This window comes from Mesorhizobium sp. Primo-A (assembly GCF_003997175.1).
In the GTDB taxonomy this organism is placed as follows: Bacteria; Pseudomonadota; Alphaproteobacteria; order Rhizobiales; family Rhizobiaceae; genus Mesorhizobium; species Mesorhizobium ciceri.
The window spans coordinates 18,002-31,291 of record NZ_RZTG01000001.1 but is presented as its reverse complement, the minus strand read 5'-3'; the positions used below and the strand labels follow the sequence as shown (position 1 = coordinate 31,291).

At 63.0% G+C, this 13,290-nt stretch carries 15 protein-coding genes and 1 tRNA gene; 7 read left to right on the top strand and 9 right to left on the bottom strand.

Annotation, left to right across the window (positions count from 1 at the left end):
- Positions 1 to 49 precede the first annotated feature (49 nt).
- The 7 genes from kdpB to EOC83_RS00125 form a co-directional block, all read right to left on the bottom strand.
- Complete coding sequence (gene kdpB / locus EOC83_RS00160) at positions 50 to 2,143, bottom strand: potassium-transporting ATPase subunit KdpB (RefSeq protein WP_063168982.1); 2,094 nt, start codon at positions 2,141 to 2,143, stop codon at positions 50 to 52.
- The gene (locus tag EOC83_RS00155; protein WP_224621338.1) at positions 2,140 to 2,337 is read right to left on the bottom strand and encodes a hypothetical protein; all 198 of its coding nucleotides are present in this window, start codon (positions 2,335 to 2,337) and stop codon (positions 2,140 to 2,142) included. Before EOC83_RS00155 ends, kdpB begins: the two co-directional genes overlap by 4 nt.
- Positions 2,338 to 2,362: 25 nt before the next feature.
- Positions 2,363 to 4,066, bottom strand: a complete 1,704-nt coding sequence (kdpA, locus tag EOC83_RS00150) for a potassium-transporting ATPase subunit KdpA (protein WP_063168983.1) — start codon at positions 4,064 to 4,066, stop codon at positions 2,363 to 2,365.
- A 20-nt stretch (positions 4,067 to 4,086) separates the two neighbouring features.
- Positions 4,087 to 4,176, bottom strand: coding sequence for a K(+)-transporting ATPase subunit F (locus EOC83_RS00145; protein ID WP_032808122.1), 90 nt, complete (start codon positions 4,174 to 4,176; stop codon positions 4,087 to 4,089).
- Positions 4,177 to 4,627: 451 nt separating this feature from the next.
- Positions 4,628 to 4,930 carry a DUF982 domain-containing protein gene (locus tag EOC83_RS00135; protein ID WP_013529642.1) on the bottom strand — a complete coding sequence of 101 codons (303 nt, stop codon included), beginning with the start codon at positions 4,928 to 4,930 and terminating at the stop codon, positions 4,628 to 4,630.
- Positions 4,931 to 5,188: 258 nt separating this feature from the next.
- Complete coding sequence (locus EOC83_RS00130) at positions 5,189 to 5,413, bottom strand: alkylphosphonate utilization protein (protein ID WP_013529641.1); 225 nt, start codon at positions 5,411 to 5,413, stop codon at positions 5,189 to 5,191.
- Between the two features lie 112 nt (positions 5,414 to 5,525).
- Positions 5,526 to 5,615, bottom strand: a tRNA-Ser gene (locus EOC83_RS00125).
- Positions 5,616 to 5,976: 361 nt separating this feature from the next.
- Here EOC83_RS00125 and EOC83_RS00120 point away from each other — a divergent pair.
- The 5 genes from EOC83_RS00120 to EOC83_RS00100 all read left to right on the top strand — a co-directional run bounded on the left by EOC83_RS00120 (position 5,977) and on the right by EOC83_RS00100 (position 9,771).
- The gene (locus tag EOC83_RS00120) at positions 5,977 to 6,681 is read left to right on the top strand and encodes a hypothetical protein (protein ID WP_164919868.1); all 705 of its coding nucleotides are present in this window, start codon (positions 5,977 to 5,979) and stop codon (positions 6,679 to 6,681) included.
- 306 nt (positions 6,682 to 6,987) lie between these two features.
- Complete coding sequence (locus EOC83_RS00115; RefSeq protein ID WP_024502789.1) at positions 6,988 to 7,311, top strand: hypothetical protein; 324 nt, start codon at positions 6,988 to 6,990, stop codon at positions 7,309 to 7,311.
- 32 nt (positions 7,312 to 7,343) lie between these two features.
- On the top strand, positions 7,344 to 8,009 hold the full coding sequence (msrA, locus tag EOC83_RS00110; protein WP_063168985.1) for a peptide-methionine (S)-S-oxide reductase MsrA: 666 nt from the start codon (positions 7,344 to 7,346) through the stop codon (positions 8,007 to 8,009).
- Between the two features lie 195 nt (positions 8,010 to 8,204).
- Positions 8,205 to 9,194 (top strand): BMP family ABC transporter substrate-binding protein, encoded by a 990-nt coding sequence (locus EOC83_RS00105; protein ID WP_024502791.1) that lies wholly within the window; start codon positions 8,205 to 8,207, stop codon positions 9,192 to 9,194.
- Positions 9,195 to 9,309: 115 nt separating this feature from the next.
- Entirely contained in the window at positions 9,310 to 9,771 is a 462-nt protein-coding gene (locus EOC83_RS00100) for a GNAT family N-acetyltransferase (protein WP_063168986.1), read from the top strand.
- Here the strand turns inward: EOC83_RS00100 and EOC83_RS00095 are convergent.
- Both EOC83_RS00095 and EOC83_RS00090 read right to left on the bottom strand, forming a co-directional pair.
- Positions 9,766 to 10,161, bottom strand: coding sequence for a hypothetical protein (locus EOC83_RS00095; protein ID WP_063168987.1), 396 nt, complete (start codon positions 10,159 to 10,161; stop codon positions 9,766 to 9,768). The genes EOC83_RS00100 and EOC83_RS00095 overlap by 6 nt on opposite strands.
- Positions 10,162 to 10,184: 23 nt before the next feature.
- Positions 10,185 to 10,394 carry a SlyX family protein gene (locus EOC83_RS00090; protein WP_013529634.1) on the bottom strand — a complete coding sequence of 70 codons (210 nt, stop codon included), beginning with the start codon at positions 10,392 to 10,394 and terminating at the stop codon, positions 10,185 to 10,187.
- Positions 10,395 to 10,621: 227 nt separating this feature from the next.
- Here EOC83_RS00090 and EOC83_RS00085 point away from each other — a divergent pair, with 227 nt between their 5' ends.
- Together EOC83_RS00085 and EOC83_RS00080 are read left to right on the top strand one after the other, a co-directional pair.
- Complete coding sequence (locus EOC83_RS00085; protein WP_024502792.1) at positions 10,622 to 12,154, top strand: ABC transporter ATP-binding protein; 1,533 nt, start codon at positions 10,622 to 10,624, stop codon at positions 12,152 to 12,154.
- Positions 12,151 to 13,290, top strand: a complete 1,140-nt coding sequence (locus EOC83_RS00080; protein WP_063168988.1) for an ABC transporter permease — start codon at positions 12,151 to 12,153, stop codon at positions 13,288 to 13,290. Before EOC83_RS00085 ends, EOC83_RS00080 begins: the two co-directional genes overlap by 4 nt.

Genomic DNA, 13,290 nt, shown 5'->3' with positions numbered 1-13,290 from the left:
GGAAAAGTGTGAAGCGGTTTTCCCTAGGGAATTGCGTTAAAACAAAGAGTTAAGCGAGGCCAAGCGTGGTGACGATCATGTCGATCGCCTTGATGCCGACGAAAGGCACGATGAGGCCGCCGAGGCCGTAGACGAGAAGATTGCGGCTGAGCAGCGCGCCGGCGCCGATGGCCCGATATTTGACGCCCTTCAGCGACAGCGGGATCAGCGCGATGATGATCAGCGCGTTGAAGATGATGGCCGACAGGATGGCACTCTGCGGCGTCGCCAGATGCATGACGTTGAGTGCCTGCAGCGGACCGGTCGTCTGTCCCGGTGCGACGTAGAAGACGGCGAACATCGCCGGGATGATGGCGAAATATTTGGCGACGTCGTTGGCGATCGAGAAGGTCGTCAGCGAACCCCGCGTCATCAAGAGCGCCTTGCCGATCTCGACGATCTCGATGAGCTTGGTCGGATCGCTGTCGAGATCGATCATGTTGCCGGCCTCGCGGGCGGCGACCGTGCCGGTGTTCATGGCGACACCGACATCGGCTTGCGCGAGGGCCGGCGCATCGTTGGTGCCGTCGCCGCACATGGCAACCAGCTTGCCCTTGGCCTGTTCGTCGCGGATCAGCTTCAGCTTGTCCTCCGGTGTGGCCTGGGCGAGGAAGTCGTCGACGCCGGCTTCCGCGGCGATCGCCGCCGCCGTCATCGGGTTGTCGCCGGTGATCATCACCGTGCGGATGCCCATGCGGCGCAGTTCGGTGAAGCGCTCCCTGATGCCGCCCTTGACGATGTCCTTGAGGTGGATGACGCCGAGCAGGCGGCCGTCGCGTTCGACCGCCAGCGGCGTGCCGCCGGACTTGGCGATCTCGTCGGCGATGGCCTGGAGATCCCTGACGGTATCGCTGCCGGGCCGCGTGGCATGGGCTGCGACCGTCGATTGGTTGACATGGGCAAGCACGGAATCCACGGCGCCCTTGCGCACCGACGAACCATCGATGTCGACGCCGCTCATACGGGTCTGTGCTGTGAAGGGCACGAAGGTGGCGTGCAGCGTTGCCATGTCGCGGGCGCGGATGGCGTATTTCTCCTTGGCCAGCACGACGATGGAACGGCCTTCCGGCGTTTCGTCGGCGAGCGAGGCAAGCTGGGCCGCGTCGGCCAGTTCCTGTTCGGTGACGCCCTTGACCGGGCGGAACTGCGTCGCCTGGCGGTTGCCGAGCGTGATCGTGCCGGTCTTGTCGAGCAGCAGCGTGTCGACGTCGCCTGCGGCTTCCACGGCGCGACCCGACATGGCCAGCACGTTGAATCGCACCAGGCGGTCCATCCCGGCGATGCCGATGGCCGAAAGCAGCGCCCCGATCGTGGTCGGGATCAAGGTGACGAACAGCGCCACCAGAACGGTCACCGAAATGTAGCCGCCCGAATAGGAAGCAAAACTCGGGATCGTCGCGGTGGCCAGCACGAAGATCAGCGTCATGCCGACGAGCAGGATGTTGAGCGCGATCTCGTTCGGCGTCTTCTGGCGCTCCGCACCTTCGACCAGCGAGATCATGCGGTCGAGGAAGGTGTGGCCGGAAGCCGCCGTGATGCGCACGCGAACCCAGTCGGACAGCACCTGCGTGCCGCCGGTGACCGCCGAACGATCGCCGCCGGATTCGCGGATCACCGGCGCGGATTCGCCCGTGATCGCGGCCTCGTTGACCGAAGCGACGCCTTCGATCACTTCGCCGTCGGACGGGATGATGTCGCCGGCCTCGACCAGCACGGCATCGCCGACCTTGAGGCTGGTGCCGGGCACAAGTTTGTATTTGGTGCGGTCTTCACCGGTTAAAAGCTTGGCCTTGGTCTCGGTGCGTGCCTTGCGCAGCGAATCCGCCTGCGCCTTGCCGCGGCCTTCTGCGACCGCTTCGGCGAAGTTGGCGAACAGCACGGTGAACCAAAGCCAGATGATGATCTGCAGCGTGAAGCCGAGATTGCCGCCGCCGGAGACCAGGTCCTTGACGAACAGCACGGTGGTGAGCGCCGAGACGACGGCAACGACGAACATCACCGGGTTCCTGGCCAGCGTGCGCGGGTCGAGCTTGCGGAAGGCGCCGCCGATGGCGGGAAGCAGGATGCTGGCATCCATGATGCTGGCTGATTTCGAGTTGCTCATTTTGAAGCTCCGGCTTCGGTGTTGTTGGACGGCACCGGATGATCGGATGCCGAAAAGAGATGGGGCGGCCCGTAGGCCAGCAGCCAGAGGACGAGCATGACTGCCGCAAGGCCGAGAAACGTCGACAGGGTCGGGAAAGGAGGAGGTCCCTCCTCCTTTCCGTGATCGTCCCTGTGGGCGACCTTGCGGCGCATGGCATTGAACCACGACATGGCGGTCTCAGAAGGTCTGCCCGTGAGCCATCGCCAGGTGCTCGATGATCGGCCCGACGGCGAGCGCGGGGAAGAAGGTGAGGCCACCGACGATCAGGATGACGCCGATCAGCAGCCCGACGAACAGCGGGCCGTCGGTCGGGAAGGTGCCGGCGGAGGCCGGAACCGTTTTCTTCGCCACCAGCGAGCCGGCAATGGCCAGCGCCGAGATGATGACCAGGAAGCGGCCCATCAGCATGCCGATGCCGATGGTGATGTTGTACCAGGGCGTGTTGCCGCTGAGGCCGCCAAAGGCCGAACCGTTGTTGGCCGCCGCCGACGTGTAGGCATAGAGGACCTCGGAGAAGCCGTGCGGGCCGGCATTGCCCATCGACGCCACGCCGGTCGGCAGCACGACGGCGATGGCCGTGAAGATCAGCATCGCCAGCGGCAGGCACAATATGGCCAGCATCGCCATCTTGACCTCCTTGGCCTCGATCTTCTTGCCGAGATATTCGGGCGTGCGACCGACCATCAGGCCGGCGACGAAGACGGCGACGACGATGTACATCAGGATGCCGTAGAGGCCCGCGCCGACACCGCCGACGATGACTTCGCCAAGCTGCATGTTGATGATCGGGATCATGCCGCCGAGCGCCGTGAACGAGCCGTGCATGGCGTTGACAGCGCCGCAGGAAGCGGCCGTGGTGATGACGGCAAACAGCGCCGACAAGGCGATGCCGAAACGTGTCTCCTTGCCCTCCATGTTGCCGCCGTCGATGCCCAGCGCATGCACCAGCGGGTTGCCGGCGGCTTCCGCCCAGTAGCAGATGGCGACACCGGCGATGAACATGACGCCCATGGCCGAGAGGATCGCCCAGCCCTGGCGCTGGTTGCCGATCATGCGGCCGAAGACATTGGTCAAGGCGGCGCCGATGGCGAAGATCGACACCATCTGGATCAGGTTGGAGATCGCGTCGGGGTTCTCGAACGGGTGCGCGGCATTGGCGTTGAAGAAGCCGCCGCCATTGGTGCCGAGCATCTTGATGGCCACCTGCGAAGCGACCGGGCCGACGGCGATGGTCTGCTGCGCGCCTTCGAGCGTCGTGGCGTTGACATAGGCGCCCAGCGTCTGCGGCATGCCGAGCCAGACATAGGCCAGCGTCAGCACGACGCAGAACGGCAGCAGCAAATAGAGTGTGGAGCGGGTCATATCGACCCAGAAATTGCCGATCGACTTGCCCGAAGCCCGGGCAAAGCCGCGGATCAGCGCGATGGCTATGGCAATGCCCGTGGCCGCCGAAACGAAGTTCTGCACCGTCAGCCCAGCCATCTGCACGAGATAGGACATCGTGCTCTCGCCACCATAGTTCTGCCAGTTGGTGTTGGTCATGAAGCTGGCGGCGGTGTTGAAGGCGAGCCCTGGTTCAACCGCTGTCATGCCGGCCGGGTTGTAGGGCAGGCTGCCCTGCAGGCGCTGCAGGGCGTAGAGCACCAGGAAGCCGGCAAGGTTGAAGAGCAGCAGGGCGACCGCATAGGTGGTCCAGTGCTGTTCCTCCCGTTCGCTGGTTCCGCAAACACGGTACAGCCCGCGCTCGAGCGGGCCGAAGACGGGCGAGAGCAGCGTCCGGTCGCCGTCGAAGACGCGGTGCATGTAGCCGCCGAGCGGCTTCACCAGCAATATGACGATCCCGCAATAGACCAGGATCTGTATCCAACCGTTCAGTGTCATGGCTGTGGCTTTCCGTGCCTTCAGAAGCGTTCTGGACGAACGAGGGCGTAGGTCAGGTAGGCGAGCAGGAACAGCGTAACGCCGCCACCGAGAATATAGTCGACGATCATTTTTTCAGCCTCGCTCTAGAGAGCGTCGCAAGCTTTTATGTAGGCGAAACAAAGGGCAAAGAACAAAATTCCGATTCCGATAACGGCCATATCCATTGTTTTTATTCCTTTTGTTCTTTTGTACTTTGCGAACTTGACAGGAGAGTTCGCAATATATCGAAAGTGTCCCGTCGCATCTTTGGCGACGAAACCGAATGTGTTTTCTGAAGGGAATATGGACCCGATCGCCATAAAGGTTCGAGACGGAGCGCAGTGGAAAGAAATAGGAATTTCATAAAGATTTTTGCGCGGGCTCTTCCCAACACTCCACGCAGGGATTGTCGCGCAAGGCAGGCGGCCAGCCACAGGATTGCGATTTGCTTGCGAGCTGCCGGAAACGGGAAAGCCCGGCTGGGGCCAGCCGGGCCTTCTATGGTGGTGTGGCTTTAGCCGCCACGGAGGGTATCGATCTTCAGGCGGCGTAGCCGCCATAGCCACGCGCAACGGCGTGCACGCCCGCCACCGGCTCGAGGTCCGGCCACAGGATACAAGAAGCTTGCGCAAACTGGACGAGCGCGTGGCGGGCCTGCTCGATGGTCACATAGCCTGGGATGGCGAGTTCACATGCTTCCACCGCGTTGCGGTAGAGGGGGCCGCGGCGGGAGGTCGTCCAATTGGTAAGGAAGTCGTGCATTTCGGCCAGCGACGCAATCTCGCGCTTGAAGCCAAGGCCGACCGAGAGTGCGACCGGGGAATGAAACAGCTTGTCGTGCATGAAGCGGGCTCCTGGTTTTTTTGCGCGCTTGGAGAGATATCCGGCGGGTCCGCGAACGGGACGCCCTGAAACGCGCAACGAGGCCGGAGGTTCCAGACTTGGGTCTTGGCGGTTTTTGATTGTGCCTGGTCGGCGAAATTATCAATTTCGCAGCGCAACGATCATGTGCCGGACGCTCAACGGCTCCGCTTCCACTTGGCGACGGCAGGCTCTCCAAAATCCCGAAGGAGCCATCGAGATCGCTTGCCGCCCTGAGGCTCACGCCTTCTTCACGAACTCGGTCTTGAGCACCAGGCCTTTCACTTGCTTGGTGTTGCATTCGATCTCGCCGGGATTGCCGTTCAGGCGGATAGCCTTCACCAACGTGCCGCGCTTGATCGTTTCCGAAGTGCCTTTGACTTTGAGGTCCTTGATCAGCGTGACGGAATCGCCGTCATTCAATTGAGCGCCATTGCTGTCGCGCACGATTACATCGTTCGGCATGCCATCTCCTGTGATTGGCAGGTTTCAAGGGCAGAGCGCGGCGGGATGTTTACCGCCCTGCTTCGCGCAAAGGCTCGGGCTTGTCCTGCGAAGCTCGTAGAGCGAAGCAGGATGGCGGAGAGAGCGGGATTCGAACCCGCGTTACGGTCTCCCGTAAACACACTTTCCAGGCGTGCGCCTTCAACCACTCGGCCACCTCTCCGTCCATGCATGTCGCGTCGGCCGGTTTTGCCGCGCGGGTTGGGGAGATGCACCTCCCTTGGGGCAAGACGAAACTTTCGCCATCGGCGTCGCCAACCAGCAAACGCCTTCCCCTGCACCTGAGCCGTCGAAGCAACAGGCGCGGGGCTCATCTAGTCGATCCGACGGCGAATGCCAAGCCATAACGGCAGTCTATTCGCTTTGCCGGCCACACAGTCTTTCACGAGGCCGCCGGCATGCCCGTTTTTGCGGGCGCCGCCGCTGCAATGGTGTGCACAGGCAGGACCGCAGGGACGGCCGCCCTTGACTTCCCCCGGAGTTGCCTGTCGGGTGCCGAGGCTTTGCGGGGGCATTGTGCGGACATGACATCGAGCAATGGACAGACGCCAGTCAGGCGGCCGGACAGCGGGCTGTCCTTCGTGCCGGTGGGCTGGCTTGTCTTCGTCATGGCGTGGTCAGTCTACGGCCTGATCTCCGTCTGGCCCGCGGTCGGCGCCACCGGCCTGCCAGACAGCGTGCTTTACCTTATCTATGGCGGGCTCGTCGTCGACATCGTCACCATCCTATGGGGGCTTTACCTGCTCGGCCTCGCCTTCGGCCGCTCGGCCCGCTTCCCGCGCCAGTTCACGATCTGGCAGATTGCCATAATCGTCGGGCTGCTGGTCATCCATGCCTATGCCCCTACGGTGCCGGGATTCGTCTTCTCGGGCCAGGCGCTTGTCATCACCGGCGCCGAAATCGCCATCGGCGCGCTCTGCATCTATCTGCTGCGCCATGGATCCGAAGCCGATGCCGTTTATGTCAATCCGAAAACCGAGAGCCCATCGGCCTTCGTCTCGGTCATCGCCGCGCTGCTCGGCATCGTCCTGGGCGCGGTCATCGGCGCCGTGGGCGGATTCGCCATCGGCTCGGTGATCGCCGATGCCACCGAGATGAGCTGTTTCGAGGGCGCCTGCGGCTATTTCGCCGTGTTCACCGGCCTGGCCGGTCTGGTGATCGGCGCCATCGGCGGCGGCGTTTTTGCTGTCTGGCGTGTCCACCGGCACAAAAGGAAGCCGGCCGCATAATTCGCGCGGGCAACAAATCCGGGTTCACACGGTCTTGGGAGACTTCGCCGGCGCGTCGGTTTGCGAGCACCAAACGCAAAAACCCGCCTGTGCGGCGGGTCGTCGGCGCAAGTCAACGCCATACCCAAACTATTAGCATAGCTGCCCTCACATGTCAATGAAAAGCGACCCGACTGACTGTCGTCCGGCCCTCCGTTGACCTGAGTTTGGAGTCTGCAAATTCGCGTATGGCGATTGCGATCCAGCCATGCGCATTCTATCTCTGAAAAGCCCCTCGGGAGAGGACCAGCCCGGAGGAGGGTTCTGATGTTTCGCTTCGTCTTTCGTCTTGCCGCAATGATCGCGCTGTCGATTTCCGTCATCATGGCGGTGCTCGACGCGACACGCACAGTGGCGGCCTCCGTGCTGGTGCTGACCCCGCTCAACAGCAGTTGGCTCGCGGTCTCGCCCGACACGCGGGCCGCCTTCGAGACCTTCATCCGAACCAAGACCAGCCCGCTGCTATGGGATGGCGCCATCGCCTGGGTGCTGAACCAGCCGGGCTTCGCCGTGTTCGCGGTGCTGGCTTTCCTGCTCTATGCGATAGGCTACAGGCGGCAACGTCGCGCCGGACAGTTCGTCGCAAACTGATCCGCTTTCCGCGAAGAGAGGGAAACCCGCGCATGTTCTTTCTCAGCGACATGCTGAACAAGAAGCTCAATCTGCCGAAGCCCTCCGAGGCCCTGCCGGGCCGCGCCAGGGCGATCCCGACCGCATCCAGGCACAAGGTCTTGAAAAGACCGCTCAAGGGTCCTTATCCCGAGGGGCTGGAGACGGCCATGTTCGGGCTCGGCTGCTTCTGGGCTGCGGAGCGGCTGTTCTGGCAGGTCGAAGGCGTCTGGGTCACCGCGGCCGGCTATGCCGGCGGCTTCACGCCCAATCCGACCTATCAGGAGACCTGCACCGGGCTAACCGGTCATGCCGAAGCGGTGCTGGTGGTCCATGACCCCGGGATCGTCTCCTATGCTGGGCTTCTGAAGCTGTTCTGGGAAAGCCACGATCCCACGCAGGGCATGCGCCAGGGCAATGATGTCGGCACCGCCTATCGCTCCGCGATCTACACGAGCGACGAGGCGCAACTGTTGGCGGCGAGCGCCTCGCGCGATGCGTATGAGACCTCGCTGCGCGGTGCCGGCCACGGCAGGATCACCACCGAGATCGCCCCGGCGGCCGAATTCTACTTCGCCGAAGCCGATCACCAGCAATATCTGGCGAAGAATCCTTACGGCACGTGCAACCTCAAAGGCACCGGTGTCGCTTGCGCCATCCCTGCCGCCGCCTCCGCCTGACACAAGCTGCGGTGCGGCTTGCCCGCACCAAGCTTTTCCAAAAGGTCAAAATTCCGCGTGAATTTTGTTTCGGGCCATGCCAGATTGCCGCCGAGCGGGAGGGAATACACTCCTGGCTGACGTCGCATGCCTGCCGGAGAACCGGGCCGGCATGCGGTGCGTAACGGAAAAAATAACCGACAGGGTGTGGATCACATGAAACGTATCGTTCTCGGCCTCCTGGCCGCAACCGCAATGGTTCTTCCGGCTTTCGCCGCGGATGTCCAGCCGGCCATCCTCTATGATCTCGGCGGCAAATTCGATAAATCCTTCAACGAGGCTGCCTATCACGGCGCCGAGAAATTCAAGACGGAAACCGGCACGGCCTACGTCGAATTCGAGGTCTCCAACGCCTCGCAGCGTGAGCAGGCGCTGCGCCGCTTCGCCGAGGACGGCCACAACCCGATCGTCATGGCCGGCTTCGCCTGGGAGGATGCGCTGAAGAAGGTCGCGGCCGAATATCCCGATCTCAACTTCGCCATCATCGACGACGCCGTCGACATGCCCAATGTCCGCTCGCTGGTATTCAAGGAAAACGAAGGCTCCTATCTCGTCGGCATCATGGCGGCGATGGCCTCGAAGTCGAAGAAGGTCTCCTTCGTCGGCGGCATGGACATCCCGCTGATCCGCAAGTTCGAATGCGGCTATGTCGGCGGTGCCAAATCGGCCGGCGCGACCGATGTCATCCAGAACATGACGGGTGACACGCCGGCTGCCTGGAACGATCCGGCCAAGGGCGGCGAGATCGCCAAGACGCAGATCGACCAGGGCTCCGACGTGGTCTACGCCGCGGCAGGCGGTACCGGCGTTGGCGTGCTGCAGGCGGCGGCAGATGCCGGCAAGCTTGGCATCGGCGTCGATTCCAACCAGAACGGCCTGCAGCCCGGCAAGGTGCTGACCTCGATGCTGAAGCGCGTCGACGTCGCCGTCTACACCGCCTTCATGGACGGCAAGAACGGCACCTTCAAGGGCGGCGTCGAGAATCTCGGCCTCAAGGAAGGCGGCGTCGACTACGCCATGGACGACAACAACAAGGCGCTGGTGACGGACGAGATGAAGGCGGCCGTCGAAAAAGCCAAGGCCGACATCATTGCCGGCAAGGTCGAAGTACACGACTATACGACTGACAACGCCTGCCCCTATTGAGCGGCACGAACACACAGCCATGATCTGCAAACCGCCGGGCGCCAGCCCGGCGGTTTTGCCTTTACCGGATCGAGCGAAACCTTCGCTCCGTGCCGGACACCGTTTCGAGATACAGATGCAGCCGACGATCGGACCCATGGGCGAGCACGACGTAGCAGCGGTCGCGCAACTGCGCCTGTCTGCCTTTTTCGAGGGAACCGGAAGGACTCTCGGGGAAGATGCGGCAGGGCTTCGCGACTTGATCGCCGGTGACGGTTTCGAGGCGGCATTCGTGGCCCGGATCGGCGACACCCCGGTCGGGACATGCCTGCTGGTGCGCCACGAACTGGAGCCCGCGCATGATCTGACGCCATGGCTGGCCGGGTTGGTTGTCGATGCAAGGTATCGACGCCGAGGCATCGCCACCGCGCTGGTCAAGGCAACGGAAGCCCATGCGGCGTCACGGGGCGTCGAGATGCTCTATCTCTACACATGGGATGCGCGTGGTTTCTACGCGGCCCTCGGCTGGAACACCGTTGAGATATGCCGTTCGGACGGCGAGACGATGGCTCTGATGTCTCGCCGGCCTCGCCTATAGCAGCTTCGCGGCGAGACAACCGAGCGCGAACGCCACCATCAGTCCGGCGGCAACCACAAATCCACGCCGGCCGCCCAGCGCGTGCACGCCGACGCCGTATGGCCGCTGCGACAGGCTTCGGATCACGGTTGGCGGCCTGGCGTCGCTCAGGCCAGAACTACGCATCTGCGGCAGGTCGCCAATGCGCTGCGTGATCTGCTTCCAGCGCTCTTCGCCATCCCCCGGTTCGGCACGGTCGAAGACGTGCATGCGCTCGGCAAGTCGCACGACCTCGTCGCGGAAGGCCGGGTCGATCTCCAGATCACGTTCGGCCCGTTCGCGCTCCGCATCGTTCATCAGGCCACGCACATAGTCGCTGGCCCGTGCAATGCGATCGCTTTCACTGGCCATGGCATGCGCCCTTCCCTTTTTCCTCACCAGTGCGGCGGCTTGGTTACAGGCACTTCATCTCCCGTCTGCTCCTCCAGCGCCAGGAAGCGATCCGTCAGCGCGTCGAGCTTGCGCTGCATGCGCTCGATCACTTTCCACTGCTCGGCGATCTGGCCGGACAGTTCCTCGATGGTCTTCTCCTGCTCGGCGGCGCGGATTTCCAGCGTCGTCAGCCGGTCGGCGGGTATGGTCATGTGAATTCCCCAGTCTTCACCGCGATGTCTTGCGCCGCGATGTCTTGCGCCGCAATGCGAATTTCGGCTCCGCCATACTAGCGAATGTGAAGGCCCCGGCCACGTTGCAAATTGACAAGCGCACCGGGATTTGTCGAGAGTGAACCTGCTCCGCCAATTGGCACGGGCGGAGCGTCATGCTAGGCGTTTTGACCAAGCGATAAAAAAATAAGAGTGGGACAGGCTGCATGGCGCAAGCCGCAATCGAGTTGATCGGCATCAACAAGAGTTTTGGTGCGGTGCGCGCCAACCGGGACATCAATCTTGAGATCGGTCGCGGCACGATCCACGGCATTGTCGGCGAGAACGGCGCTGGCAAGTCGACGCTGATGTCGATCCTCTACGGCTTCTACCAGGCCGACAGCGGCGAGATCCGCGTTGGCGGCCAGCCGGCTTCGATCAAGACCCCCAATGACGCCATCGCGCTCGGCATCGGCATGGTGCATCAGCACTTCATGCTGGTCGACAATTTCACAGTGCTGGAGAACGTCATCCTCGGCGCCGAAAGCGATGCGCTCTTGAAGAAGAGCATCGCCAAGGCGCGCTCCGAACTGGAGCGGCTGGAGCGTGAATACGGGCTGGAAGTCGATCCCGATGCAATCATCGAGGAACTGCCGGTCGGCCTGCAGCAGCGTGTCGAGATCCTGAAGGCGCTCTATCGCGGCGCCGAGATCCTGATCCTCGACGAACCGACGGGCGTTTTGACGCCGGCCGAGGCCGACCATCTGTTCCGCATCCTTCGGCAGTTGAAGGACCAGGGCAAGACGGTGGTGCTGATCACCCACAAACTGCGCGAGATCATGGCCATCACCGACACGGTGTCGGTCATGCGCCAGGGCACGATGGTGGCGACGCGCGAGACCAGGAAAACGACTGTCGAGGAACTGGCCGAGCTGATGGTCGGCCGGCGCGTGCTCTTGCGGGTCGAGAAGGGCGAGGCAGAGGCCGGCGCCGTCAAGCTCGCAGTCAAGAACCTGACGGTCAGGGATACGCGCGGCGTCACCATGGTCGACGACATCTCCTTCGATATCAGGGCCGGCGAGATCGTCGGCATCGCCGGTGTCGCCGGCAACGGACAATCCGAACTGCTCGAGGCGATTTCCGGCATCAGGCGTGCCGTTTCCGGCTCGGTCATGCTGGATGGCAAGCCGATCGACCTGACCGGTGCCGCCGACCCCGGAGAGTTGCGCGACCGTGGCCTGGCGCATGTGCCGGAGGACCGCCATCACGTCGGGCTGGTGCTGGCCTTCGAGGAGAACGAGAATTCGATCCTCGGCTATCACGATGATCCCCGCTATTTGAAGGGGCCGTTCCTCAACATCGATGCCATCCGCAACGATGCCAGGGACAAGATCGCCAAATACGACATCCGCCCGGCCGACTGCCGGCTGAAGACCGCCAATTTCTCCGGCGGCAACCAGCAGAAGATCGTGCTGGCACGGGAGATGGAACAGGACCCGGGCGTGCTGATCGTCGGCCAGCCGACACGCGGCGTCGATGTCGGCGCCATCGAGTTCATCCACAAGCGCCTGATCGCCATGCGCGACCAGGGCAAGGCGGTGCTGGTGGTGTCGGTCGAGCTGGACGAGATCCGTTCGCTGTCCGACCGTATCCTGGTGATGTTTGCCGGCCGCATCGTCGGCGAGCGCGGTCCGGAAGCGACCGAGGGCGAGCTCGGCCTGCTGATGGCCGGCATCGAGCACCAGGAGGCCGCGCAATGAGCACGCCTTACGCCAAACTGCCGGCCTGGGCCGACTATGGCCTGATCCCGCTGATCAATCTGTTCGTCGCCTTCGTCGTCGCCGGCTTCGTCGTGCTTCTGGTCGGCGAGAATCCGTTGCGCGCCGCCGTCATCCTGGTCGAAGGCGCCTTCGGCAAAGGCACAGGCATTGCCTTCACCCTGTTTTATGCCACCACCTTCATCTTCACCGGGCTTTCGGTCGCGGTTGCCGCGCATTGCGGCCTGTTCAACATCGGCACCGAGGGGCAGGCCTACATCGCCGGCCTTGGCATCGCCATCGTCTGCCTGAGCTTCGACAGTACACTGCCATGGTGGCTGACCTTCCCGCTGGCGATCATTGCTGCGGCGGCGGTGGGCGCATTGTGGGCGCTTATCCCGGCCTATCTGCAGGCCAAGCGTGGCTCGCACATCGTCATCACCACCATCATGTTCAACTTCATCGCCGCCTCGATCATGGTTTACCTGCTGGTCGGCCCGTTGAAGCCAGCCGCCTCGCAAGCGCCGCAGACGCGCAACTTCCTCGCCGGCGCGGAATTGCCCAAACTCAACTGGATCATCGAGCTGTTCGGCGCCAAGATCCGTTCGGCGCCGCTCAACGTCACCTTCCTGCTGGCGCTGGTCATGGCCTTCCTGGTCTGGCTGCTGATCTGGCGCACCAAGCTCGGCTACGAGATGCGCACCTACGGTCACAGCCCGAAGGCGGCACGCTATGCCGGCATTTCCGAAACCCGCATCATCATCACCGCCATGATGATCTCGGGCGCACTGGCCGGCATGATGGCGCTCAATCCGGTGATGGGCGATCAGCACAATGTCGCCATCGACTTCGTTTCCGGCGCCGGCTTCGTCGGCATCGCCGTGGCGCTGATGGGCCGCCTGCACCCTGTCGGCATCGTATTGGCGGCGGTCCTGTTCGGCATGCTCTACCAGGGCGGCGCCGAACTCGCCTTCGAGATGCCGGCAATCAGCCGCGACATGATCGTCATCATTCAAGGCCTGGTGATCCTGTTTGCCGGTGCCCTCGAGCACATGTTCCGGCGCTACATCCAGGCGCTGTTTGCCTCGTTCAGTCCGCGATCGGTCGGCATGGAAGCGGTCAAGGGGAAAGGTGCCTGA

Excerpts from the sequence above, each read along its gene's own strand:
- kdpB (WP_063168982.1), bottom strand. The coding sequence starts at position 2,143 with ATGAGCAACTCGAAATCAGCCAGCATCATGGATGCCAGCATCCTGCTT.
- EOC83_RS00155 (WP_224621338.1), bottom strand. The coding sequence starts at position 2,337 with ATGCGCCGCAAGGTCGCCCACAGGGACGATCACGGAAAGGAGGAGGGA.
- kdpA (WP_063168983.1), bottom strand. The coding sequence starts at position 4,066 with ATGACACTGAACGGTTGGATACAGATCCTGGTCTATTGCGGGATCGTC.
- EOC83_RS00145 (WP_032808122.1), bottom strand. The coding sequence starts at position 4,176 with ATGATCGTCGACTATATTCTCGGTGGCGGCGTTACGCTGTTCCTGCTC.
- EOC83_RS00135 (WP_013529642.1), bottom strand. The coding sequence starts at position 4,930 with ATGCACGACAAGCTGTTTCATTCCCCGGTCGCACTCTCGGTCGGCCTT.
- EOC83_RS00130 (WP_013529641.1), bottom strand. The coding sequence starts at position 5,413 with ATGCCGAACGATGTAATCGTGCGCGACAGCAATGGCGCTCAATTGAAT.
- EOC83_RS00120 (WP_164919868.1), top strand. The coding sequence starts at position 5,977 with ATGACATCGAGCAATGGACAGACGCCAGTCAGGCGGCCGGACAGCGGG.
- EOC83_RS00115 (WP_024502789.1), top strand. The coding sequence starts at position 6,988 with ATGTTTCGCTTCGTCTTTCGTCTTGCCGCAATGATCGCGCTGTCGATT.
- msrA (WP_063168985.1), top strand. The coding sequence starts at position 7,344 with ATGTTCTTTCTCAGCGACATGCTGAACAAGAAGCTCAATCTGCCGAAG.
- EOC83_RS00105 (WP_024502791.1), top strand. The coding sequence starts at position 8,205 with ATGAAACGTATCGTTCTCGGCCTCCTGGCCGCAACCGCAATGGTTCTT.
- EOC83_RS00100 (WP_063168986.1), top strand. The coding sequence starts at position 9,310 with ATGCAGCCGACGATCGGACCCATGGGCGAGCACGACGTAGCAGCGGTC.
- EOC83_RS00095 (WP_063168987.1), bottom strand. The coding sequence starts at position 10,161 with ATGGCCAGTGAAAGCGATCGCATTGCACGGGCCAGCGACTATGTGCGT.
- EOC83_RS00090 (WP_013529634.1), bottom strand. The coding sequence starts at position 10,394 with ATGACCATACCCGCCGACCGGCTGACGACGCTGGAAATCCGCGCCGCC.
- EOC83_RS00085 (WP_024502792.1), top strand. The coding sequence starts at position 10,622 with ATGGCGCAAGCCGCAATCGAGTTGATCGGCATCAACAAGAGTTTTGGT.
- EOC83_RS00080 (WP_063168988.1), top strand. The coding sequence starts at position 12,151 with ATGAGCACGCCTTACGCCAAACTGCCGGCCTGGGCCGACTATGGCCTG.